Source organism: Alcaligenes faecalis (assembly GCF_009497775.1).
GTDB classification, from domain to species: domain Bacteria; phylum Pseudomonadota; class Gammaproteobacteria; order Burkholderiales; family Burkholderiaceae_B; genus Alcaligenes; species Alcaligenes faecalis_D.
In genome coordinates, this window is record NZ_CP031012.1 from 389778 (window position 1) to 414427 (window position 24650).

18 protein-coding genes are annotated in these 24650 nt (G+C 58.4%); 13 read left to right on the plus strand and 5 right to left on the minus strand.

Translation table 11 applies throughout. The features are described from left to right. The first annotated feature begins 108 nt into the window (after nt 1-108). The 12 genes from DUD43_RS01790 (at nt 109) to DUD43_RS01845 (ending at nt 13945) form a co-directional block, all read left to right on the plus strand. The gene (locus tag DUD43_RS01790; protein WP_153228898.1) at nt 109-1599 is read left to right on the plus strand and encodes an aldehyde dehydrogenase family protein; all 1491 of its coding nucleotides are present in this window, start codon (nt 109-111) and stop codon (nt 1597-1599) included. 64 nt (nt 1600-1663) lie between these two features. Continuing rightward, the gene (locus DUD43_RS01795) at nt 1664-2536 is read left to right on the plus strand and encodes a transporter (RefSeq protein ID WP_153228899.1); all 873 of its coding nucleotides are present in this window, start codon (nt 1664-1666) and stop codon (nt 2534-2536) included. Nucleotides 2537-2567: 31 nt separating this feature from the next. After that, a complete protein-coding gene (locus DUD43_RS01800; protein WP_153228900.1) occupies nt 2568-3740 on the plus strand; it encodes an amine dehydrogenase large subunit in 1173 nt (390 codons plus the stop codon). 1 nt (nt 3741) lies between these two features. After that, nucleotides 3742-4284: a MauE/DoxX family redox-associated membrane protein gene (locus DUD43_RS01805; protein ID WP_009462709.1), complete on the plus strand. Its 543-nt coding sequence runs from the start codon at nt 3742-3744 to the stop codon at nt 4282-4284. Nucleotides 4285-4293: 9 nt separating this feature from the next. Further along, the gene (mauD, locus tag DUD43_RS01810; protein WP_009462707.1) at nt 4294-4935 is read left to right on the plus strand and encodes a methylamine dehydrogenase accessory protein MauD; all 642 of its coding nucleotides are present in this window, start codon (nt 4294-4296) and stop codon (nt 4933-4935) included. Next, entirely contained in the window at nt 4919-5470 is a 552-nt protein-coding gene (locus DUD43_RS01815; RefSeq protein WP_153228901.1) for a methylamine dehydrogenase light chain, read from the plus strand. Before mauD ends, DUD43_RS01815 begins: the two co-directional genes overlap by 17 nt. 107 nt (nt 5471-5577) lie before the next feature. Beyond that, nucleotides 5578-6078, plus strand: coding sequence for a cytochrome C (locus DUD43_RS01820; RefSeq protein ID WP_153228902.1), 501 nt, complete (start codon nt 5578-5580; stop codon nt 6076-6078). Nucleotides 6079-6197: 119 nt separating this feature from the next. Continuing rightward, nucleotides 6198-7148: a helix-turn-helix domain-containing protein gene (locus DUD43_RS01825; RefSeq protein WP_153228903.1), complete on the plus strand. Its 951-nt coding sequence runs from the start codon at nt 6198-6200 to the stop codon at nt 7146-7148. A gap of 115 nt (nt 7149-7263) precedes the next feature. Then, a complete protein-coding gene (locus DUD43_RS01830) occupies nt 7264-8067 on the plus strand; it encodes a hypothetical protein (RefSeq protein ID WP_153228904.1) in 804 nt (267 codons plus the stop codon). A 31-nt stretch (nt 8068-8098) separates the two neighbouring features. After that, nucleotides 8099-9175, plus strand: a complete 1077-nt coding sequence (gene hemE, locus DUD43_RS01835; RefSeq protein WP_153228905.1) for a uroporphyrinogen decarboxylase — start codon at nt 8099-8101, stop codon at nt 9173-9175. A 285-nt stretch (nt 9176-9460) separates the two neighbouring features. After that, nucleotides 9461-11554 (plus strand): primosomal protein N', encoded by a 2094-nt coding sequence (locus DUD43_RS01840; RefSeq protein WP_153228906.1) that lies wholly within the window; start codon nt 9461-9463, stop codon nt 11552-11554. 315 nt (nt 11555-11869) lie between these two features. Continuing rightward, a complete protein-coding gene (locus tag DUD43_RS01845; RefSeq protein ID WP_153228907.1) occupies nt 11870-13945 on the plus strand; it encodes a UvrD-helicase domain-containing protein in 2076 nt (691 codons plus the stop codon). A gap of 323 nt (nt 13946-14268) precedes the next feature. Here DUD43_RS01845 and DUD43_RS01850 read toward each other — a convergent pair whose 3' ends face one another. From DUD43_RS01850 to DUD43_RS01870, 5 genes are all read right to left on the minus strand, one after another. Next, nucleotides 14269-14505 carry a hypothetical protein gene (locus tag DUD43_RS01850; protein ID WP_022983381.1) on the minus strand — a complete coding sequence of 79 codons (237 nt, stop codon included), beginning with the start codon at nt 14503-14505 and terminating at the stop codon, nt 14269-14271. A gap of 445 nt (nt 14506-14950) precedes the next feature. Then, nucleotides 14951-16423, minus strand: coding sequence for a glutamate synthase subunit beta (locus DUD43_RS01855; protein WP_153228908.1), 1473 nt, complete (start codon nt 16421-16423; stop codon nt 14951-14953). Nucleotides 16424-16456: 33 nt separating this feature from the next. Further along, nucleotides 16457-21190, minus strand: coding sequence for a glutamate synthase-related protein (locus DUD43_RS01860; protein ID WP_153228909.1), 4734 nt, complete (start codon nt 21188-21190; stop codon nt 16457-16459). A 220-nt stretch (nt 21191-21410) separates the two neighbouring features. Further along, nucleotides 21411-22154 (minus strand): enoyl-CoA hydratase/isomerase family protein, encoded by a 744-nt coding sequence (locus DUD43_RS01865; RefSeq protein WP_153228910.1) that lies wholly within the window; start codon nt 22152-22154, stop codon nt 21411-21413. Between the two features lie 14 nt (nt 22155-22168). Continuing rightward, a complete protein-coding gene (locus DUD43_RS01870; protein ID WP_153228911.1) occupies nt 22169-23140 on the minus strand; it encodes an NAD(P)H-dependent flavin oxidoreductase in 972 nt (323 codons plus the stop codon). A gap of 246 nt (nt 23141-23386) precedes the next feature. On the opposite strand from DUD43_RS01870, the gene DUD43_RS01875 reads away from it, so the two are divergent. Next, nucleotides 23387-24619 carry a CaiB/BaiF CoA transferase family protein gene (locus tag DUD43_RS01875; protein ID WP_153228912.1) on the plus strand — a complete coding sequence of 411 codons (1233 nt, stop codon included), beginning with the start codon at nt 23387-23389 and terminating at the stop codon, nt 24617-24619. The last annotated feature ends 31 nt before the right edge of the window (nt 24620-24650 follow it).

Genomic DNA, 24650 nt, shown 5'->3' on the forward strand with positions numbered 1-24650 from the left:
TCCGTACCCAAATCAACAAGCCCCCGTGCACAGAATCACAAGTCCGGGCTTGTCCTCGTCCCTATACTGGATTCGTTAAGAATCAACTATTCCGTGTGGAGACAGACTATGGGGCAGGACGTACAACCCGAGCGCAACGCGATTCGCGAACACATGATTATTGACGGCAAACCCGTCACTGAATCTCAAGGACCAACGATTCCCGTCTACGATCCCGCAACGGGACAAGTGATTGCGCATCAGCCAGAGGCCGGCGCTCAAGGCGTAGACTTGGCTGTTCGTGCCGCTCGCCAGGCTTTGGAGCAGGGTGAATGGAGCAAGATGCTGCCCGCCCAGCGCGAGCGCCTGCTGTTGCGCTTGGCCGATCTGGTCGAAGCCAATGCCGACGAGCTGGCTCGTCTGGAAACTCTGAACAACGGCAAACTGCTGTTCTTCTCCTACGGTCTGGAAGTGGCCGCCAGCGCACAGTGGCTGCGTTACATGGCTGGCTGGTCAACCAAGATCAGCGGTGAACTGCTGTCGCCCTCCATCGCTTTCCCTCCTGGTATCAATTACCACGCTTACACCCGTCAGGAACCTGTGGGTGTGGTCGGCGCCATCGTGCCCTGGAACTTCCCGCTGCTGATGGCCGTGTGGAAAATCGCCCCTGCCATGGCGGCGGGTTGCACCGTGGTTCTGAAGCCTGCTGAAGAGACCCCGCTGACCGCCATCCGTCTGGCCGAGCTGGCTCTGGAAGCCGGTTTCCCCGCCGGTGTGATCAACGTGATTACCGGTCGTGGCGAAAGCACGGGTGCCGCTTTGACGGCTCACCCAGGCGTGAACAAGATTTCCTTTACCGGCTCCACGGAAGTGGGCAAGTTGATTGGCCATCAAGCCGTCAACGACATGAAGCGCATGTCTCTGGAACTGGGCGGCAAGTCCCCCGTGGTCATCATGGATGATTGCGATGTGGACATGGCCATTCAAGGTGCGGCCAACGCCATCTTCTTTAACCAGGGTCAGGTGTGTACTGCCGGTTCGCGTCTGTTTGTGCAAAAAGGCATTTACGAGCGCGTGGTGCAGGGCGTGGCCGATCTGGCTTCCTCCATGACACTGGGCTCGGGCTTTGAGCAATCTACCCAGATTGCTCCGCTGATCTCGGCACGCCACCAGCAGCGCGTGCAGAACTACATTGATGTGGGTCGCCAGCAAGGCGGCCGCATGTTGGCAGGCGAGGGCGCTCGCCCTGAGCAGGGCTACTTTGTACGCCCCACCGTGTTTGCCGACGTGGCTCCCGATGCCCGCATCATGCGTGAAGAAATCTTTGGCCCCGTCGTGGTTGCGACTCCGTTTGAAACCGAGGCGCAGGCATTGGCATTGGCCAACGATACAGACTTTGGCCTGGGTGCCAGCGTCTGGAGTCAGGACCTGGCCCGCGTGCAACGTCTGACCGCCGGTATCAAGGCGGGCACGGTGTGGGTCAACACCCACAACATGCTGGACCCCAGCATGCCCTTTGGTGGCTACAAGCAGTCTGGCCTGGGCCGGGAACACGGGCGCGCTGCGGTAGAGGCTTACCTGGAGACCAAATCGGTCTGCATGGCCTACCCGGCAGCCTAGCTAGGGACAAGGGCGCGAACACAATAACGATACCGTTCGCGCCTTCTTCGAGGAGACAAAAATAATGTACGCAATAGTGCAGCGGACCGCTCTGGCCTTGGCCTTGAGCGGTATCAGTGCCGGGCTCGCCCATGCAGGCGACCCCAGTGCTCGGGATTGGATACCTGCTCCGGTGGGCACCAATGTTTTGGCCGTTTACATGATGGGCCTGAAGTCGCATGGTTTTTATGATCAGGGTTCACGAATTGGCGATAGCCCCAAGCTCAATGTGCAAGGCATGATTTACCGCCAGATGCACTTTCGCGAGCTGGCCGGTAAAACGGTGCAGTACGAGCTGATCGTGCCCGGTTTTCGCAACACGCTGGATATTCCAGGGGAAGACCGTGACCGCATGACAGGGATAGGTGACGTCACTGCGGGTGCCGCCGTCTGGCTGCACAACGATCCGGACAACCGTTTCTGGTTTGCGTGGGAGCCCTTTGTGACGGCACCCACGGGTCGTTATCACGGCTCGCACGCGGATGTGTCCGCGGGCAAGAACCGCTGGAGCACCATTCAGGACTTTGCGATTGTGAAAGGCTTTGGCGAATCCTCCTTTGTGGAAGGCGTGGCGGAGTTCGAGTTCTTTGGCAATAACAAGAACTACTACGGCCAGACCCTGAAAAAAGACACGGCAATCCGCCTGATGGCCCTGGTTTCAACCAACCTGACTGAAAAGACCTATGTGGGTCTGCGCTACCGCTACGAAACTGGCGGGCGCGAGCGGGTCAATGGCGAAACCACCGTCACGCGGGCGCGTAACCATCAACTGGCTGCCGAAATTACCCATCAGCTGACCGATGCCCACCAGGTGCAATTGCAGTACATCCATGATTTGAAAGTCGAGAATGGCCCGCGCATGCGCGGCCTGCAATTCCGTTATGCCTATGCGTTCTGACAGCGTGGACGCCCATGAGGAGAGACATCCAATGAAGTCTAAATTTAAATTAACGACCGCCGCCGCCATGTTGGGGCTGATGGTTCTGGCCGGTGGTGTGCAAGCCCAGGACAAGCCGCTTGAGGTCCTGACCGGCGGCCATAGCGTGTCTGCCCCCCAGGCAAACCGTATCTATGTCATGGACTCGGTGTTCAACCACCTGACCGAAAGCCGCGTGCATGTCTATGACTACACCAACGGCAAATTCCTGGGCATGGTGCCAACCGCGTTCAACGGCCACGTGCAGTTGTCCAACGACGGCAAGAAAATCTACACCATGACCACCTACCACGAGCGCGTCACCCGCGGTAAGCGCTCGGACGTGGTGGAAGTCTGGGACGCTGACAAGCTGACCTTCGAGAAAGAAATTTCCCTGCCGCCCAAGCGTGTTCAAGGCCTGAACTACGATGGCATGTTCCGTCAGACCACTGATGGCAAATTCATCGTGCTGCAAAACGCGTCGCCTGCGACTTCCATCGGTATCGTGGACGTGGCCAAGGGCGACTATGTGGAAGACGTCACCGCTGCCGCCGGTTGCTGGAGCGTGATTCCCCAGCCCAATCGCCCACGCAGCTTCATGACCATTTGTGGTGATGGTGGCTTGTTGAGCATCAATCTGGGTGAAGACGGCAAGGTCGCCAGCCAGTCGCGCAGCAAGCAGATGTTCTCCGTGAAGGACGATCCGATCTTTATCGCTCCTGCCCTGGACAAGGACAAGGCTCACTTCGTGTCCTACTACGGCAATGTCTACAGTGCGGATTTCAGCGGTGACGAGGTCAAGGTCGACGGCCCCTGGTCCTTGCTGAATGACGAGGACAAGGCCAAGAACTGGGTGCCCGGTGGCTACAACCTGGTGGGTCTGCATCGCGCCAGCGGTCGCATGTACGTGTTCATGCACCCCGATGGCAAGGAAGGCACTCACAAGTTCCCCGCTGCCGAGATCTGGGTCATGGATACCAAGACCAAGAAGCGCGTAGCCCGTGTGCCCGGACGTGATGCTTTGTCCATGACCATTGATCAGCAACGCAATCTGATGCTGACCCTGGACGGTGGCAATGTGAATGTCTACGACATCAGCCAGCCTGAACCCAAGTTGCTTCGCACCATTGAAGGCGCGGCAGAAGCTTCCTTGCAAGTTCAGTTCCACCCGGTTGGGGGTGTCTGATATGGACCCGGTCCTGACCTATGCCAGCCTGGCTTGCTTGGCCGTGCTGATGGGACTGGGGGCGCTGGATAAACTGCGTCACTTCAGCCTGTTCGAGGCAGCCGTTGGCGGTTATCGATTGTTGCCGGAAGTGTTGTTACGACCGTTCAGTGTGCTGTTTGTTGCTGCCGAGGCCTTGAGTGCGCCTTTGCTGCTGTGGCCAGCCAGTCGTTCGCTGGGAGCCGTTCTGGCCCTGTGCGTCCTGTTGGTTGCCACCAGTGGCATCGTGATGAACCTGCTGCGTGGCCGCCGCGATGTGGATTGCGGTTGCTCGGGGCTGGGGGAGTCCTCTGGTGGTCTGTCCTGGTGGCTGGTGGCTCGCAATGCCTTGCTGGCTGCGCTGGCCGTGGCCAGTGGCGACTGGGCTATCAGCAGCGCCCGTGAACTGGTCTGGGTGGACGGTTTGACCTTCTTTGGTGCCACATTGGCCTTGCTGGGCCTGTACTATGCGGCCAACCAGCTGATCGAATCCCATCTGAAATTCCAGAAAATGCAGAATTCTTAGGAGACCTAAATGACCGCTTTAATGATTTCCAACGTCATTTTATGGGTAATCGTACTGGCCCTGGTGCTGGTTGTACTTGCCCTGTCGCGCCAGATTGGCGTGTTGTACGAACGGGTTGCCCCCATGGGTGCCCTGACCATGGACAAAGGCCCGCAAGTGGGTGATGCCGCGCCCGTCATGGAACTGCAGGACCTGCGCGGTCGTGCCGTTACCGTGGGTGTGGCTGGCCCGCGCAGCCAGTTGATTTTCTTCATGTCGCCCACCTGCCCGGTGTGCAAGAAGCTCTTGCCGATTCTGAAGTCCATCCAGGGCTCGGAAGGTCAGTGGGTCGATATTGTGCTGGCCAGTGATGGTGAGATGCCCGAGCATCTGGCTTTCTACCAGAAAGCACAACTGGACGCCTTCCCCTACGTCCTGTCCACGCAGCTGGGCATGGGCTTTCAGATCAGCAAACTGCCTTACGCCGTTCTGATCGACGAGAACGGTGTGGTGCGCGGCAAGGGTCTGGTCAATTCGCGTGAACAGCTGGAAAGCCTGTTTACCGCCAAAGACCTGGGCGTGGCCTCGGCGCAAGAATACTTGGCCGGTGACTCGGGCATGAAGCAAGTGCAGGTATCACGAAAGGAGAACGTCAATGCGTTGGCTGGATAAATTTGGGGAGAGCCTCTCCCGTTCGGTGGCCCACAAGACTTCGCGTCGCAGCGTGCTGCGCTCGGTGGGCAAATTAATGGTCGGTTCGGCCTTTGTGTTGCCCGTATTGCCTGTGGCTCGCGCTGCCGGTGGTGGTGGCAGCAGCAGTAGTGGTGCCGATCACATCAGTCTGAATCCCGATCTGGCGAATGAAGACGAAGTGAACTCCTGCGACTACTGGCGTCATTGCGCGGTGGATGGGTTCCTGTGCTCTTGCTGCGGCGGCACAACCACCACCTGCCCGCCGGGCTCGACGCCCTCGCCCATCTCGTGGATTGGCACCTGCCATAACCCGCATGATGGCAAGGACTACCTGATCAGCTACCACGACTGCTGCGGCAAGACCGCTTGCGGCCGCTGCCAGTGCAACACGCAGACCCGCGAGCGTCCTGGTTACGAGTTCTTCCTGCACAATGACGTGAACTGGTGCATGGCGAACGAGAACAGCACCTTCCATTGCACGACATCGGTACTGGTTGGCTTGGCTAAAAACTAAAAAAGGCCCGTCGGGCTGCCCGTTCTTTTCTGTACAGGCAGCCCTCAGGGTTTGAATAAGGTGCCGGGCGGCCAGGATGGCGTCCGGTCACTCAAGGAGGCATCACTGTGTGGACATCTTTGCGCCTGGCCTGTTTGGGCGCCGTACTCCTGGCGTTTACGCCTTGGGCCCATGCCCAAGAAGAGATGGCCGGAACGGGCGATTACCTGCAAAGCTCCCAGGCTTTTAAAGACTATATGCTGCAATGTGCAGGCTGCCATCGCTACGATGGCCAGGGCCTGACGCATCGTGGAATCCCCAATTTCAACCAGTCCATTGGCTTGTTTACACGCTTGCCGGCTGGACGGGACTATATGATTCGGGTGCCCGGTGCCTCGCAGTCGCAGCTGGATAATGCAGATCTGGCTCGTGTGCTGAACTGGATTGTGGCCAAGTTCAGCCCTGAGGAAATAACACCCGATTACCGACCCTTTACCTCGGCCGAGGTAGGGGCGTCACGCCGTCACCGTTTTGATGATGTACTCAAGGCGCGTACGGAGTTAACCGCGAAGATGAACAGCATGGGTCTGGAGCCTGCTCCTTACCTGTACGGGTCCATGGATCGTTGATGCAGCGGGTTAACGACCGTAGACGCTTGGATTTTTTAGGGCTATAAGAAAAGGGAGGCGTATCATGCCTCCCATCCCGATCAATAGCGTTGGCCGCAAGGGCCCCTCAGGCAATGTCTATGTTATTGCGCACTCCCTCTGCTTCTTTCAAGAGCCTGGCTGCTTGGCAGGAAGTGGTGTGCGCGTATTTTGTGCCTTTGGAAGTCCAGCCGGACTCGCGCCGCGGTTTCTCCAACCGGGCGGCAACCGATCGCATGGGCTCGGTCGATGTCATGGAACTGTGTACCAGCGCGCAGCGCGTGCGGCGTACCCAGGCCCTGGCCAGCCGTTCCGAGCAGGCACTGTACAAGGTCACCTTGCAGATCAGTGGCAGCAGCCAGATTCAGCAGGATAATCGCAGCGGTATTTTGCACGCTGGGGAGTGGGGCATTTATGACACCACCCGTCCTTACGAGGTGGCCGTGCAGGATCAATCCCATTTTCTGGTCTTGCAGTTCGAGGAAGAGCGTTTGCTGCCTTGGCTGCCCTGGTTAAGTGATGCTGTGGCCCGGTCTTTTTCGGCCACCACCGGCCCGGCCCGGATTGCCATGGATATGCTGCGTCTTGGTTTGCAGGAACGTGGACACCTGTCGCCCTCGGCCTTGAGCGAACTGTCCCAGACCGTGATTCGCATGATGGCCCTGAGCCTGGCCGATGGTCGCCCGGTGACGACCGAGTCAGCTCTGGACGAAGTGCGGCGCGGACAGTTGCTGCAAATTCAGCAATACGTGCAGGATCATCTGGGCGATGCTGGCTTGAATGCACAGTCTTTGGCACTGCAATTTCGCATTTCCCGTCGTTATCTCTACAAGCTGTTCGAGCTGTGTGGGCAAGCGCCTGCCGACTACATCATGGCCGCTCGCCTGGAGCGCGCCTGTCAATTATTGGTGGATGGCAAACCCGGTCGACAGATCAGTGAACTGGCCTGGCAAATGGGCTTTTCCGATGCTGCGGTGTTCAGCCACGCCTTCCGGCGACGCTATGGCATATCGCCCAGCGAATGGCGTCGCAGCCGCATTTGCGGCGATTAAGTACAGCTACGTAGACGCAACTCCGACTTATCGCAGACAGGTCGGATTTCTATCCTAGAAGCTCATGATTTTGGGGCGGCCGGTGTGGTTCGCCCGGCTTCTCAAGGACAGTCTTATGCGTCTACACCTCGATTGCGCTTTGCTGCATACCCAGCCATCGTGGGCTCAGAATTTGCTGGCCATCATCCCGCCTTGCGAGCGTTTGCAACTGCATGCCTTGCAGGCCCCGCCTCCACCCCGTCCCGATCAGGAATATCTGTTCTTGCGCAGCGCATCGGCCTTGCTGCTGCGTTTTGATGCCTGTCTGATTCCCATCGAAGCCGCCACCCTGATCCACGTGCGCCGTGCCTTGTCGGCGGCCCAAGGTTATTTGCCGGTACCGATCTTCGGTTTGGTGCGTGCCGCCATCAAGGCGGCTGCCCTGACAGACCTGCTGGAACTGGGCCTGGCGGACTACGTGCGTGAGCCTTTATGCCTGGACGATTTGCGCGCCCGCATCAATCGTCAGCGTTTGCAGACGTCTTCCCACGCTTTGAATGAACCGGGGCTGTCGGGTCGGATACACTATAGGGTGCAGGAAAACCAGGATCTGGTCCTGCACCCCGGCCCAACGGAGCAGCGCCTGTCGCAAACGATCTTGCAACAGGAGGGGACAACGCTGGAAGCCTATGCCGCTGCGGTAGCCTCGCGCTATGCCAGCAGCCAGGAATCTTTCAAAGTTGCCAAGGGACGGATAGTGGCCCGCTTCGAGCAGGCCTATATCCACGCCGCCCTTGATCGCCATAGCGGCAATATCGCCATGGCGGCCCGCTCCGCGCAAAAGCACCGGCGTGCTTTCTGGGCACTGATGCGCAAACACCATATCGATGCAGCACGCTTTCGATCCGCGTCAAACCCAGACGACGAACACGATGGTTAAAATTAACAGGCATTTTTCAATAGGGATTGCCGTGTCTTTACCTCAATTAAAAAACGATGTTTTCCTGCGCTCGCTGTTGCGCGAACCTGTGCCTTACACCCCCATCTGGCTGATGCGTCAGGCCGGGCGTTATTTGCCTGAATACAATGCCACCCGTGCTCAGGCTGGCTCTTTCATGCAATTGGCTCAGAATCCCGAATTTGCGTGCGAAGTAACCTTGCAACCCCTGCGTCGTTTCGATCTGGATGCCGCCATTCTGTTCTCGGACATCCTGACCGTGCCACACGCCATGGGCCTGGGTCTGGATTTCGTCGCTGGTGAAGGCCCGCGTTTTGCCCGTCCTGTACGCAACGAAGCCGACGTCATGGCGCTGGAAGCGCCGGACATGTCCAAGCTGCAATACGTGTTTGATGCTGTCTCGCTGATCCGCAAGGAACTGGACGGCAAAGTACCCCTGATCGGTTTTGCCGGCAGCCCCTGGACCATTGCCTGCTATATGGTTGAAGGCCAGGGCTCGGACGATTACCGTCTGGTGAAAAGCATGATGTATCAGCGTCCGGACCTGATGCACCACATGCTGGAAATCAATGCAAAAACCACCTGCGAATACCTGAACAATCAGATCCGTGCCGGTGCACAGGCTGTGATGTTGTTTGACAGCTGGGGTGGTGTCTTGTCCGACTCCCTGTTCCAGGAATTCTCCCTGGCCTACACCCGTAAAGTGGTTGATGGCCTGATCCGCGAACATGACGGCAAGCGCGTTCCTGTCATCGTCTTTACCAAGGGCGGCGGCATGTGGCTGGAAGATATCGCTGGCTGTGGCGCTGACGCCATGGGTGTGGACTGGACAGTGAACCTGTCCCGTGCGCGCGCTCGTATCGGTGACAAGCTGGCCCTGCAAGGCAATCTGGACCCCATGACCATGTTCGGTGGCGAAGAAGCCATCCGTCGTGAGGCCCGTCGCGTTATCGACGACTTCGGCCCTGTGGGTCAGGGCGGTCACGTGTTCAACTTCGGTCACGGTATTTCGCGTTTCACCGATCCGGAAGCCGTGGGCATTCTGGTCGATGAAGTGCATTCCTACAGCCGTCGTCACCACAGCGTTTGATCGTGTTTGCGCACGGGCTGACGCAGCTTGTGCGCAAAGTTATGCACACAGATGGGACTGGGTTTGAGGTCTTTATATTTAAGGTTTAATTTCAATACCCAGTTTTAATTATTTGATTTCTCTGCGTTTTATCCTTATTTCAGAGATATTGAAAATTAAATTGTATCTGTGCTTGCTTCTTTGTATTTTTTGTTCATGCCATTTTCCCCAAAGTTATCCACAGGTCGCTAAGCTCTTGACTTATCAGGCTTTCAGCCAGGCCAGCCCTTTTTTGAATCACCATCCATGACCGCCACTCCTGACGCTATTTCTGCATCGGCAAGCACCGGATCTTTCTGGCTGCATGTGGCTTTGGACGTTCCTCTGGATGGGGTGTTTGATTATCAGCACCACGAACCTGTCCTGGTCGGGCAGCGTGTCATTGTGCATTTTGGGCGGCGGCAGATGATAGGTGTGGTGGTGGCTTTGCCTGAGCAACCTTCCTACCCGCCCGAGCAGGTCAAAGCGATTGATCAGCTGCTGGATGACTTGCCTCCCTTCCCGGAGGACTGGTTACGGATGGCGCGCTTTGCGTCCACCTATTACCACCGCCCGCTGGGCGAGGTCATGATGCCGTCCTTGCCGGGGCCCTTGCGCAAACCCTCTGCCTATCTGGGCAAGCGTTCCGCAGGTGGTCCGGTACTGCGCATGGCCAAGCGCAAGGAAAAGAAGGTGGAGCCGGTGGACAGCGATGTCCTGCCTGTGCTCAATGCCGAACAACAGGCTGCGGTGGATGGCATTTTGGCGGCCAAACCCGGCAGCTGCATGTTGCTCCATGGCGTAACGGGTAGCGGGAAAACCGAAGTCTATATGCGGGTGCTGGAACAAGTGCTGGCCGCTGGTCGGCAAGTCCTGTTCATGGTGCCCGAAATCAATCTGACGCCTCAGTTCGAGCAGGTCCTGCGTGCCCGTTTGGCGCGCGTCCTGCCCGGCGATGTGCTGGCCGTCCTGCATAGCGGCCTGTCCGAAGGCGAACGGTTGCGTTCCTGGTTGCGCGTTAACAATGGTCAGGCGCGTATTCTGCTGGGAACACGGCTGTCCATCTTTACCCCCATGCCCGAGCTGGGCCTGATTATTGTGGACGAGGAGCACGACGCTTCCTACAAGCAGCAAGATGGCTTGCGTTACTCCGCCCGGGATCTGGCTGTGTGGCGTGGCTACGATCTGAAAGTGCCGGTGGTGCTGGGCTCAGCGACTCCGTCGCTGGAAAGCTGGAATCATGCCCGGCAAGGGCGCTATAGCCTGTTGAGCTTGCCCAAGCGCGCTCGTGAGGTTTCCTTGCCGCGGGTGCGTCTGGTCGATACCCGCCATTTGCGGCTGGAGTCGGGCTTTTCTCCCCAACTGCTGGATGCGCTGGAAGCATGTCTGGAGCGCGGCGAGCAATCGCTGGTTTTCATCAACCGACGTGGCTACGCGCCTGTGCTGCATTGCGCCTCTTGCGGCTGGCTGTCTCAATGTCCGCGTTGTACGGTTTATACCGTGCTGCACCGGCAAAATGGCTTCAAGCACAATTTGCAGTGCCACCATTGCGGCTATCAGGCTCCCGTGCCACGTGCTTGCCCGGATTGCGGTGATCAGGATTTGCAGCCCATGGGCCGGGGTACCCAGCGTATTGAAGAGTTTTTGGGCGAGCGTTTTCCGAATGCTCGACTGGTGCGTATCGACGCGGACAGCACCCGCTTGAAGGGCAGTGCGCAGCAATTGTTCGAGCAGGTGCATGCGGGTGAAGTGGACATCATGGTGGGGACGCAAATGGTCGCCAAGGGCCATGACTTCACCCGCTTGAGCGTGGTGGGTGTGCTCAATGCCGATGCCACCTTGTTTGCCCATGATTTCCGCGCACCCGAGCGCTTGTTTGCCCAGTTGATGCAGGTGGCTGGGCGGGCCGGTCGCCATACCGAAGGGGCGGATGTCATCATCCAGACGGGCTACCCTGAGCAGGCGGTTTATCAAAGTCTGATCAAGCACGATTACATAGGCTTTGCTCAAAGCGCCTTGAACGAGCGTGAGTCCGTGGGCTTGCCGCCTTTTGCCTATCAGGTGCTTCTGTCTGCTGAAGCGCCGCAATTGGCAGATGCGATTCGATTGCTGACCCAGGCACGTCGTTTGCCTGAAGAATATCCGAATGAATTCCCGGGCGCAGATCAGGTTTTCCTGTACGATCCCGTGCCCTTACGTGTTTTGCGCGTGGCCAAGGTGGAGCGCGCCCAGTTGCTGTTGGAAAGCGCCCATCGTCCGGCCTTGCAAGCCTTTGTGCGCTATTGGGGACCCCAGGTCGCGCAGTTGGCCAAGCAGCATAAAGTGCGCATTACGATTGAGGTCGATCCCCTCGAGATTTAAGATTCTCCAGGCTCATGTGCGGACGGAAACAGTAGGAGCATCTCGGGTACAGCAGGGTGTATCCTTGACCGCTATGCAGCTATGCAGCTATGCAGCTATGCAGCTATGAGCCAAGAGGCAGGAAGCGATGAGGCTGTGGCGCGATGTTGTTGCCCTGCCGCTGTCATGCTCTTGTACCTCGTTTCCGCTGTATCTCTGTGTTGGCCTTTCGCTTGTCATCAAACCATACTCGGCTTGGCCGGGATTCCACTTTTAGTTTTGCACGCTGTTTGGCTTTGAACCTCGTTTTCTTGCCTAGTATTCACTGATTCCACCATGTCCACCTCCGTCACTACCCCAGGCCATACTGTCCCCACCGACCTGAACGCCATGCAGCGTCAGGCCGTGTTGTATATGGATGGGCCCTGTCTGGTCCTGGCTGGGGCGGGCAGTGGCAAGACACGTGTGATCACGCAGAAAATCGCCTATTTGCTGCGCGAATGTGGGTACACGGGCCGACAAGTGGTGGCGCTGACTTTCACCAATAAAGCCGCGCGTGAAATGAACGAGCGGATTCGCGCTTTGGTCGATCCCAAGCTGCTGCGAGGGCTGACCGTCAGCACCTTCCACTCTTTGGGCTTGCGCATGCTGCGTGAGGAAGCTCAGCACGTGGGTTTGAAACCGCGCTTTTCCATTCTTGATTCCAACGATGCGCTGGCAATTATTCAGGAGCTGCTGGCCACCACGGATAAAGGTCGCCTGAAGTCCGTTCAGCAGGAAATTTCCCTGTGGAAAAACGCCCTGATGGGGCCGGACGATGCGGAACGTGCCGCCAACTCACCCAGCCAGATTGAAGCCGCGCGTATTTACCGCGATTACGCCGCCACCTTGATTGCCTATCAGTCGGTAGACTTTGATGATCTGATCCGCCTGCCTGCGCAGTTGATGGAAGACAATCAGGAAGTACGCGAGCGCTGGCAGCGTCGGGTGCAGTACTTGCTGGTGGACGAGTATCAGGACACTAATCTGTGCCAATACCGTCTGGTGCGCTCGCTGACGGGGCACCGCAATATGTTTACCGTGGTGGGGGATGACGATCAGGCCATTTACGCCTGGCGTGGCGCCACCGTGGAGAATCTGGCGCAGCTTCCGACGGACTATCCGGACTTGAAGGTCGTGAAGCTGGAGCAGAACTATCGCTCGGTGCAGCGCATCTTGCAGGCCGCCAATAATGTCATTGGCAATAATCCTGTCGTGTTCGGTAAAAAGCTCTGGTCTGATCTGGGCTTTGGTGAGCCCATCCAGGTTCACGTGACGGACGACGAGCAGAATGAGGCTGACTCGGTAGCCATGCGTATCTCGGCAGAGCGCTTCGAGCATCAGGCCGAGTGGCGTGATTTTGCGGTGCTGTACCGTGGCAACCATCAGGCTCGTATCTTTGAGCAGGCTCTGCGTAATCTGCGCATTCCCTACACGATCTCGGGTGGGCAAAGTTTTTTTGACAAGGCCGAGATTCGCGACATCCTGTCTTACTTGCGAGTCGTGGCGAACGATGATGATGATCCGGCTTTCATCCGCGCAGCGACGACGCCCCGGCGCGGGATTGGGCAGGCTACCTTGCAGGTGCTGGGCCAGTTTGCGGCGGAGCAAAAGCTGTCTTTGTATTCCGCTGTCTCGCAAATCGCTCTGACGGATCGCCTGCCAGAAAGGCAGCTGGAGCCCTTAAGTGTCTTTGCGCAGTTTATTGGCCGTATTCAGCAAAGAGCGGACCGGGTAGAAAGCGAGCAGGAAGGGCACGAAACGGCCGTCAGCGAATTGCTGGACGAGTTGCTGCGGGCGATTGATTACGAGCGCTATCTCTACGATATGTTCGATGAGCGTCCTGCGCAGACCCGTTGGGAAAACGTGCTGGAGCTGATTACCTGGTTGAAGTCCAAAGCGGCAGACGATCAGTTGAGTTTGAACGATCTGGTGCAGCGAGTCGCCCTGATCACCATGCTGGAGCGTGGCGAGGACGAAGACCCGGATGCGGTCAAATTGTCCACGCTTCATGCGTCCAAGGGCCTGGAATATCCGCATGTGTTTCTGGTGGGGGTGGAGGAAGGTTTGCTGCCGCACATCGGGCGCGATGACGAGGATATAGACCCGGATAAAGAGGCCGATATTCTGGCTCAACGTATTCAGGAAGAACGGCGTTTGATGTACGTGGGGATTACGCGTGCGCAACGCAGCTTGCGCTTGAGCTGGTGCAAGAAGCGCAGACGCGCACGTGAAAATCTGGTGCGGGAGCGGTCGCGCTTTATTGATGAGATGAAGATCGAAGACCCTGGTGCGCAGGAAGATCCGGCTCAGGCGGCTTTAAGTCCCAAGCAGCGGCTGGATATGTTGAAGAACTTGTTGAACAAGTCTTGAGCGGTTTGCATCGTCCGAGGACGATTAGCGCTCAGACTATGTTTTGAGGGACCGTAGGTCTGCAGGCCAGCTTTTGCTGGCCTTTTTCATTTCTTGCGTCGATAGAAGAAGTGCTTTCCTTGCCCCGATCTATCTCGATCTGGAAGGGGGAAGCTGTGAGGTGCTTACGCGCAGTGGGCTACCAAAGCCTTCGGCTGAGCATTAGCGTGTGTTATCAAAAACGTTGGTTTGGCAAACGCAGAAAAAACAAAAGCCTGCTGATTTAGCAGGCTTTTCAACATCAAGCGGTGTTTTGCTTGAGCGTTACGACGGTGATGCGTGGCTTACCAGTAGCTGGCCGACATGCGGGAATCGCGGATGCGGGCTTCGTTCAAGGCACGGGTCAGTTCGACCATGTACTTGAACACCACGTTTGCGGCTTTGGAAACTTGTTTGGCCGCTGCTTTGGTCAGTGCAGTTAAAGACACGGATTCACCATTTTCCAGGGCATGCTGCATTACCCCACGCTCAACAGCATCACTCCAGTGAATGTAGTGCGAGTAAGTGGTCATGGTAGACATTTGCTTTCCCTTTAAGGTGAAGGTCTAAGTTACGAATCCTCATTATAGGGTTTTCCCTAGTCGAAAAGCAAGGGTAAACCCTAGGGATTGGATTAGCTTGTGGTTTTTAGGGGAAAACCCTAGGATTTTTTGGAAAGGGAAATTAAATCAAAGGCTTATGGGGGTGGGGTTTGTGGGGTTTTGCGGGTTTTAGGTGGGGAGTGGAGTCCTTGCGGCAGCCCTTGCTGGCTTGAGGCTGGTGATAACCAACAACCACACAACCAACATCCTCCCTTGTGGTCTTTGACCCGCTGCTACACGGTTAGAGCTAGTGGCTATGAATCGCTAGTCTGTAGGCTGATTGCAAACGGCACGTAGGGTAAAGGGCAGAGGTCATCCGCCCAAAGACAAACAGCCAGCCGTTTGTCGCGGCTGGCTGTTTGTGTACTGGTACTGCCAAGAGGACTTAGCGGGGAAGTGTCGAATTCCCCATCAGGAACTCGTCTACGGAACGGGCACACTGGCGGCCTTCGCGGATGGCCCAGACGATCAGGGACTGGCCGCGTCGCATGTCTCCGGCTGCAAAGACTTTGGCGCGGTTGGTTTGGTAGTTGTCTGTGTTGGCGGCGACGTTGCCGCGTTGGTCGGCGTCTACGGCAAAGGCTTCCAGGACTTGGCGCACGGGGGCGGTGAAGCCCATGGCCAGCAGGACCAGGTCGGCTGGGAAGGTCATTTCGGAGCCGGCGATGGGCGTCATGCTCATGCGGCCTGTCGCTGGGTCGGTTTTCCATTCCACGCGCACGGCGCGCAGTTCTTTGACTTGGCCGTTCTTGCCTTCCAGCTCTACGGTGTTGATCGCCCAGTCGCGCTCGCAGCCTTCTTCGTGCGAGGACGAGGTGCGCAGTTTCATGGGCCAGTAGGGCCAGGTCAGCTCCGTGTTTTCCTGCTCGGGAGGACGGGGCATCAGTTCAAACTGGGTGACTGATTTTGCGCCCTGGCGTGTGCTGGTGCCCACGCAGTCCGAGCCGGTATCACCGCCGCCAATTACCACGACATGCTTGCCTTGGGCGCTGATGGCGGGGGTGCCACGCGAACCGGCAACTTGCTGGTTCTGGATGCGCAGGAAATCCATGGCGGGGTGCACGCCTTGCAACTGGCTGCCAGGGGCGTCCAGCAGGCGTGGGGTTTCGGAGCCGCCAGCCAGGATGATCGCGTCGAACTGTTGCTCAAGATCGGTAGGGGACAGTACGGTCAGCCCCGGTTCCTGGGCGGCTTGGTCTTGTGCCTGGCCAATGTAGGTAGAGGGGCAAAATTGCACGCCCTCGGCCTGCATTTGGGCGATACGGCGATCCAGCAGGTGCTTGTCCAGCTTGAAGTCGGGGATGCCGTAGCGCATCAGGCCACCAATGCGGTCGCTTTTCTCGTACACGGTGACGTCGTGGCCGACGCGTGCCAATTGCTGGGCGCTGGCCAATCCGGCAGGGCCGGAGCCGATGACGGCCACGCGTTTGCCGGTTTTATGGGTGGGCACTTGTGGCACGACCCAGCCTTCTGTCCAGCCTTTATCGATAATCGCGTGCTCGATGGATTTGATGCCCACGGGTGCGCGGTCGATGTTCAAAGTACAGGCTGCCTCGCAAGGAGCGGGGCAGATGCGGCCGGTAATTTCCGGAAAGTTGTTGGTGGAGTGCAGCACGTCCAGCGCTTCTTTCCACTGCTGGCGGTAAACCAGATCATTCCAGTCGGGGATGATGTTGTTGACCGGGCAGCCGTTGTGGCAAAAGGGGATACCACAGTCCATGCAGCGGGCGGCCTGTTGGCCTGCCTGCTCGTCGTTCAATACCTGGACAAACTCTTTCCAGTGCTTGACCCGCTTTAAAGGAGCTTCTACGGCTTCTTGCAGACGTTGAAACTCAAGAAATCCAGTCGTCTTTCCCATGATGTGTCGTTTCCTGATGGTGATGGGAAGGGTTCAGGCCGAAGCCGAACGGCGGGTTTTACTGCTTTTGGGCGCGGCTTTGCTCGCTTGCGGGCCTTGCCACAATTCGCTCAATGCACGGCGATACTCGCGTGGAATGACTTTGACGAATTGTGCGCGGGCGCTGTCCCAGTCTTTCAAAAGCTCGCGCGCCTGGAAGCTGCCCGTGGCCTTGAAGTGTTCCTGGACCAGGGTTTGCAAGATGGCATCGTCGGTCTGACGCTCGCTCTGGGCGCTACGGCTGTGCCATTGCGCCATGCTGCTGTTCATCTCTTGCTCGGCCTTGCTCAGGACGGGCTCCAGATCCACCATGCCGGGGTTGCAGCGCAGTTGCAGGCGACGTTGCGGGTCCCACACGTAGGCCACGCCACCGGACATGCCGGCTGCAAAGTTGCGGCCCACTTCGCCCAGAACAACGACAGTGCCGCCCGTCATGTATTCGCAACCGTGGTCGCCTACGCCTTCTACAACTGCGCTGGCACCGGAGTTACGCACGGCAAAGCGTTCACCGGCGACGCCGTTGAAGTAGGCTGCACCTGCCAAGGCACCGTAAAGCACGGTATTGCCCACGATGATGTGATCGGGGCCGTAGCCACGGAAGTCGTTGGGCGAGCGCACAATAATGCGGCCACCGGACAAGCCTTTGCCCACGTAGTCATTGGCTTCGCCCACCAGATCCAGGGTGATGCCCTGAGCCAGGAATGCACCAAAGCTCTGGCCCGCTGTGCCTTTGCACTGAATGTGCAGGCTGTCGTCAGGCAGACCTTGATGGCCGTATTTCTTGGTGAATACGCCCGAGAGCATGGCACCGACGCTGCGGTTGCGGTTACGCACGGGGGTGATGAAGGACAGCGGGGTGCCCTGATTCAGCGTGACGGCGCTGCGCTCGATCAGTTGGCGATCCAGGGTGTGTTCCAGGTCATGATCCTGGGTAGCGATCTGACGTGGCGACTCTTCGTTGTCCACTTTGTGCAGCAGGCGGGAGAAGTCCAGACCTTGTGCTTTCCAGTGTTGGATACCGCTGCGCATATCCAGCCAGTCGCTGCGACCGATCAGATCGTCAAAGTGACGCACGCCCAGCTTGGCCATCAGTTCACGGACTTCTTCGGCAACGAAGAAGAAGTAGTTCACCACGTGTTCGGGCTTGCCCTTGAACTTGCGGCGCAGCACGGGGTCCTGAGTGGCAACGCCAACGGGACAGGTGTTCAGATGGCACTTGCGCATCATGATGCAGCCTTCCACCACCAGCGGGGCGGTGGCAAAGCCAAATTCATCTGCACCCAGCAAGGCACCGATCACCACATCGCGGCCGGTTTTCATCTGGCCGTCGGCTTGTACGCGGATACGGCTGCGCAAGCGGTTCAGCAACAGGGTCTGCTGGGTTTCAGCCAGACCCAGCTCCCACGGGGTACCGGCATGTTTGATGGAGGACAGGGGGGAGGCACCGGTACCGCCGTCGTGACCGGCAATCACAATGTGATCGGCCTTGGCTTTGGCAACACCAGCAGCCACAGTACCTACACCCACTTTGGACACCAGCTTCACGGAGATATCCGCTTGCGGATTCACGTTTTTCAGGTCGTGAATCAGCTGGGCCAAATCTTCGATGGAGTAAATATCGTGGTGGGGTGGGGGTGAAATCAGGCCCACACCGGGGACGGAGTAACGCAGCTTGGCGATGTACTCGGACACTTTATGGCCGGGCAACTGGCCGCCTTCGCCGGGCTTGGCACCTTGTGCCATCTTGATCTGGATTTGATCGGCACTGCACAGATACTGGGCCGACACACCAAAGCGGCCGGACGCTACCTGCTTGATGCGCGAGCGCAGCGAATCGTTTTCTTGCAGATCAATGTCGGCAAACACGCGATCCTGGCCCAGGACGCTGGCCAAGGTATCACCCTGGCGGATGCCGCTTTTACCGTGCTGCATTTCGTGCTGATAGCGCAGCTCGTCCTCGCCACCTTCGCCGGTATTGGACTTGCCGCCAATTCGGTTCATGGCCACGGCCAGTACGGCATGGGCTTCGGTGGAAATCGAGCCCAGCGACATGGCGCCGGTTGCAAAGCGTTTGACGATCTCGCTGGCCGGCTCTACCTCTTCCAGAGGAATGGCCTGGGCCGGGTCCAGACGCAGCTCGAACAGACCGCGCAGGGTCATGTGACGGCGGCTTTGGTCGTTGATGAGCTGGGCGTATTCCTTGTAGGTGCTGTAATTCTGGCTGCGGGTGGCATGTTGCAGCTTGGCGATGGAGTCGGCCGTCCACATATGGTCTTCACCACGGACGCGTACCGCATATTCGCCACCGGCTTCCAGATGGTTCTCCAGTACGGGGTCCTTGCTGTAGGCGGCACGATGCTGACGCAGCGCTTCTTCGGCCACGGTGAAGATATCAATCCCTTCTACTGGACAGGAGGTACCCACAAAGTACTTGTCCACCAGAGAACGCGACAGGCCAATGGTCTCGAAAATCTGCGCGCCGGTGTAGGACATGTAGGTGGAGATGCCCATTTTGGACATGACCTTGTACAAGCCCTTGTTGATGGCCTTGATGTAATAGCCCTCGGCCTGGGACGCGTCGATCTGGTTGATCGGGTCCTGGGCCAGATGCTGCAGGCTTTCAAAGGCCAGCCAGGGGTGCATGGCTTCGGCGCCGTAGGCACCCAGCAGGGCGAAGTGATGCACTTCACGGGCCGAGCCGGTTTCCACGACCAGGCCGGTGCGGGTACGCAGACCGATGCGGATCAGGTGCTGGTGAATGGCGGAGGTTGCCAGCAGGGCGGGGATGGCCACATGCTCGGCGTCACAACGGCGATCCGTCAGGATCAGGATGTTGTAGCCATCGCGCACGGCATCTGCTGCACGGGCGCACAGGGCGGCCACGCTGGCTTCAATGCCTTCCGGACCCCAGGCGCTGGGGTAGACGATGTCCAGTTCCTGGCTGCGGAACTTGCCATTGCTGGCCGCTTCAATGCGCCGGATCTGGTTCATGTCAGCCGGGCTCAGCACGGGCTGGGACACTTCCAGACGCAGTGGCGGGTTGACGTTATTGATGTCCAGCAGATTGGGTTTGGGGCCAATAAAGGACACCAGCGACATCACCATCTGTTCGCGAATCGGGTCGATAGGCGGGTTGGTAACCTGGGCAAACAGCTGGCGGAAGTAGTTGTAGAAGGGTTTGGACTTGTCGGACAGCACGGCCAACGGCGCGTCATTACCCATGGAGCCGGTGGCTTCTTCGCCCTTGCTGGCCATGGGCTGCAAGACGACTTTGATGTCTTCCTGGGTCCAGCCAAAAGCTTGTTGCTGATCCAGCAGGTCGCGGTTGGCCAATTGCGGACGCACGCCGGGCACACTGGGCAGGGAATCCAGGCGCAAGCGCAGGCGTTCAATCCACTGCTTGTAGGGGTGGGTGTTGGCCAACTGGGATTTGATTTCGGCATCGTCAATGATGCGGCCCTGTTCCAGATCGATCAGCAACATCTTGCCCGGCTGCAGACGCCATTTTTTGACAATGCGGTGCTCGGGAATAGGCAGGGTACCGGCTTCAGAAGCCAGCACGATCATGTCGTCGTCGGTGATGACGTAGCGGGCCGGACGCAGGCCGTTACGATCCAGCAGCGCGCCGATTTGCAGGCCATCGGTAAAGGCGATGGCGGCGGGGCCATCCCAAGGCTCCATCTGGGCTGCGTAGTACTCGTAGAAGGCGCGACGGCTCTCGTCCATCTCGGCGTGCTGTTCCCAGGCCTCCGGCATCATGATCATCATGGCGTGCGGCAGGGAGTAGCCAGCCATCACCAGCAGTTCCAGACAGTTGTCGAAGGTGGCCGTGTCGGACTGACCTTCGTACACGATGGGGTAGAGCTTTTGCAGATCCGAACCCAGCACGGCCGATTCCATGGCGCCTTCACGGGCACGCAGCCAGTTGAAGTTGCCCTGTACCGTGTTGATCTCGCCGTTGTGAGCGATCAGGCGGTACGGGTGGGCCAGAGGCCAGGCGGGGAAGGTGTTGGTGGAAAAGCGCTGGTGCACCAGAGCCAGGGCGGAACAGGCGCGAGGGTCGGCCAGATCGCGGTAGTAGCGGCCAACCTGGTCAGCCAGCAGCAAGCCCTTGTAGACGATGGTGCGCACCGAGGCCGAGGTCACGAAGTATTCCTGGCCGTGGGCCAAGGCCATGCGGTAGATGGCGTGGCTGGCGGTCTTGCGGATTACGTACAGCTTGCGCTCCAGCGCGTCGGGCACCATCACATCCGGGCCGCGGCCAATGAACAGCTGGCGAATCACCGGCTCGTTGGCCTTGACGGTGGGCGACATGGGCATGGTGCTGTCCACGGGCACATCGCGCCAGCCCAGCATGTGCTGGCCTTCGGCACGTACCGCACGCTCCAGTTCCTGCTCACAGGCCAGACGGGATGCGGTTTCTTTGGGCAGGAACACCATGGCTACGCCGTACTCGCCGGGGGGCGGCAGGGTCACGCCCTGGGCGGCCATTTCTTCGCGGTAAAGCTGGTCGGGGATCTGGATCAGAATGCCTGCACCGTCACCCATCAGGGGGTCTGCGCCTACGGCGCCGCGGTGATCAAGGTTTTCCAGGATTTTGAGGCCTTGGGTGATGATGGCGTGGCTCGCCTGGCCTTTGATGTGTGCGATAAATCCGACGCCGCAGGCGTCGTGTTCGTTAGCGGGAAGGTACAAGCCTTGGGCTTGGGGGGGACAGGAGTGTGTCATGGGCGTATCCGCAAAGAACGTGTTAAAGCGGTGCATTTGTTGCAGCGCAAAAAATAAAATACAGCGATTTTTTTTTTGCACGCAAGAAATTTTTGCGAATACGGTAAAAAAAATAAGGGGCCTGCTCTCACAGGCCCCTTATCACCCCATCTGAACGGGGTGCACTGTGGCAAGATCGCTGCACACGCGGGTTTGCGCAGAAATCAGGCCCGATGAACGGCTATTTGCCGCTGCGGTTCTGGCTCATTTGGCCCAGAATTTGCAGAGCTTCTTCGCCTTCAAGCAGTTTGGAAAACAGCTTGCGCTCGCGCTCCAGAACATCCAGCAAAACCTCTCGCTGGGGCTCACGTAGCAAACGCTTGCTGGTGCGCAAGGCAATGGGAGGCTGCTCGGACAGCGAGTGAGCGCAGGCACGGGCGGCTTCCAGGCTGTTGCCGTGGTCGGTCAGTTCAGTGAGCAGGCCGTCTTCCATGGCCTGCTCGGCACTGAAGGCTTGTGACAGCAGCAGCCATTCGTTGGCACGGCGTGGCCCCACGTATTGGGCCAGCAGGTGGCTGGATGCGCCCTCCGGGCACAGGCCCAGGGCCGTGAAAGGCATGCGCAAACGCGCGTCACGGGCCGCGTACACAAAGTCTGCATGCAGCAGCAAGGTCACGCCGATACCCACAGCGTGGCCTTCTACGGCCACGATCAATGGGATGTCGGCCTTGACCAGACTGCGCAGGAATTTGATCGGCGGCGGCATGTCGTTGTTGCGCACATTGGACAGCTCCGAGATGTCGTTGCCGGCACAGAAATGCTCGCCCGCGCCAGTCAGAATCAGGGCACGATATTTCTGGTTCTGATTGGCCTGGTCGATGATGTCGGCCAGCTCTTCGTACATGGGGCCGGTCAAGGCATTGCGTCGTTCCGGGCGATCCAGAATGACTTCCAGCCAATGACCTGCGTCATGAGTCCGTATCATGGCGTGCTCCTGGTTCAGGCGAAGGGGGAGGCCAGCAGTGCTGCCTTGGCTTCCTGATATTCGCGATGCAGACGGGCCACGATGTCGGCAGTAGGCTCTACCGAGTCAATGCCACCAATGCCCTGGCCAGCGCCCCAGATGTCGCGCCAGGCTTTGCTCATGCCCGAGCCAAAGGCGGTGTCGGCATTTTTTTCGCCGTCCAGCTTGTCTGGGTCCAGGCCCGCAGCGCGGATACTGTCTTTCAGGTAGTTGCCGGGGATGCCCGTAAACAGTGGCGTGTAGACGATATCGGCGGCGCGACCCTTGACGATCATGTTCTTGTAATCGTCCGAGGCATTGGCTTCGGTACTGGCAATGAAGCGTGTGCCGATGTAGGCCATGTCGGCACCCATGGCCTGAGCGGCCAGAATGTCGCGGCCACGGCTCATGGCGCCGGACAGAGCAATCGGGCCATCAAAAATCTGACGGATTTCGTTGACCAGCACAAAGGGGCTCAGGGTACCGGCGTGACCGCCTGCACCAGCAGCCACCACGATCAGGCCATCCACACCGGCTTCCAGCGCTTTTTCAGCGTGGCGCAAGGTGGTCACGTCGTGAAAGACCTTGCCACCCCAGGCATGCACATGCGGCACGATGTCCTGCGGGGCACGCAGGCTGGTAATTACCAGCGGCACCTTGTGGTCGGCGCATACCCGCAGATCCTGCTCCAGGCGGTCGTTGGACTGGTGGATGATGTGGTTGATGGCGTAGGGGGCGATGCGGCGCTCGGGGTGGCGCTCGCGCAGTTCGGCCAGGGTGTCGTCGATCTCGTCCAGCCAATCCTTGAGCTTTTCCTGGGGGCGGGCGTTCAAGGCGGGGACGGAACCGATAATGCCGCTGGCGCATTGCGCAATCACCAGGGCGGGGTTCGAAACAATAAACATGGGCGCTGCCATTACAGGCAGGGTCATAGATTGATAAAGCTGCTGCGTTAATGCCGATGGCATAAGGTCGGTCTCCTGTTATCGAAAGAAGTGCCCTGCCTCTTGAAGGGGCGGGGTCCTGCAAGGAAGATCTGCCGCTGATAATCTATCGTCACCTATTCTAGGACGGTTTATCGTCGCCCGGCTTGGTGCGCCGCACAAATTCCTCCGGGCCCGAAAATGACCATGGTTTGAGCACTTTTTTCTGTCCGTAGACCGGACTAAGAAGACGTAGTGCACAATAAGCGACTTGAAGGATTTTTGTTTGCTATGACCACGACTGAACGAAAAGCGCCCTTGGCGGGATTGCGTGTTCTGGACTTGACGCGCGTGCTGGCCGGGCCCTGGTGTACTCAAAACCTGGCTGATCTGGGTGCGGAAGTCATCAAGGTCGAACGTCCCGGTGCGGGAGACGATACCCGGGGCTGGGGGCCGCCTTATCTGCAGGATGGTCACAGAGCGGACACAGAAGATGCGGCCTATTTTGGGGCCGCTAACCGTAATAAAGAATCCATCACCCTGGATATAGGCACTGCACAAGGCGCAGATGTGGTGCGTCAGTTGGTCAGTCGCTGCGATATCCTGGTGGAAAACTTCAAGGTTGGTGGTCTGAAAAAGTACGGGCTGGATTATGAAAGCCTGCAAGCCATTAACCCGGCCCTGATTTATTGTTCGATTACCGGATTTGGGCAGACTGGCCCCTATGCAAGTCGGCCAGGATATGACTTCATGATCCAGGGTCTGGGTGGCTTGATGTCCCTGACAGGTGAACCGGGCGGCGAACCGCAAAAAGCGGGTGTGGCCGTGGCCGATGTCATGACCGGCATGTACGCCACAGTGGCGGTGCTGGCAGCTGTGGTGGAGCGCCATCGCAGCGGTTTGGGCCAGCATCTGGATATTGCCTTGCTGGATTGTCAGGTGGCCATGATGGCCAACCAGAACATGAATTACTTGTGTACCGGACAGGCGCCACAGCGGCCTGGTAATGCACATCAGAATCTGGTGCCCTATCAGGTCTTTGAGGCCAGTGATGGGCATTTGATTGTGGCGGTGGGCAACGATGCCCAGTTTCGCAGTTTTGCGCAGGAGCTGGGGCACCCCGAGTGGGCTGATGACACTCGTTTTGCGCGCAATGCCGGGCGTGTCATGCACAGGGACGAGCTGGTGCCCATGCTGGCACAAGTCATGCTGAGCCGGACGCGCGATAGCTGGTTGCAGGCGCTGGAAACCGTGGGCATTCCAGCCGGGCCCATCAATACGATGGAACAGGTTTATCAGGACCCGCAGGTGTTGGCGCGTGGTTTGCGCCTGGACTTGCCGACCGGGCAGGGTGGCAGGCTGCCTTCGGTGGCCAGCCCTTTGCGTTTGTCGGCCACGCCGGTGCAGTATCACAGTGCGCCTCCGCGTCTGGGAGAACACACCCGCGAGGTCCTGGCGCGAGTGCTGGAGCTGTCGCCCGACCAGGTAGAGGTCTTGGTGTCTGGCTCCGCTGACCAGGCTTAATTTTTATTGCTTTTCGATCAGGTTGTGAATC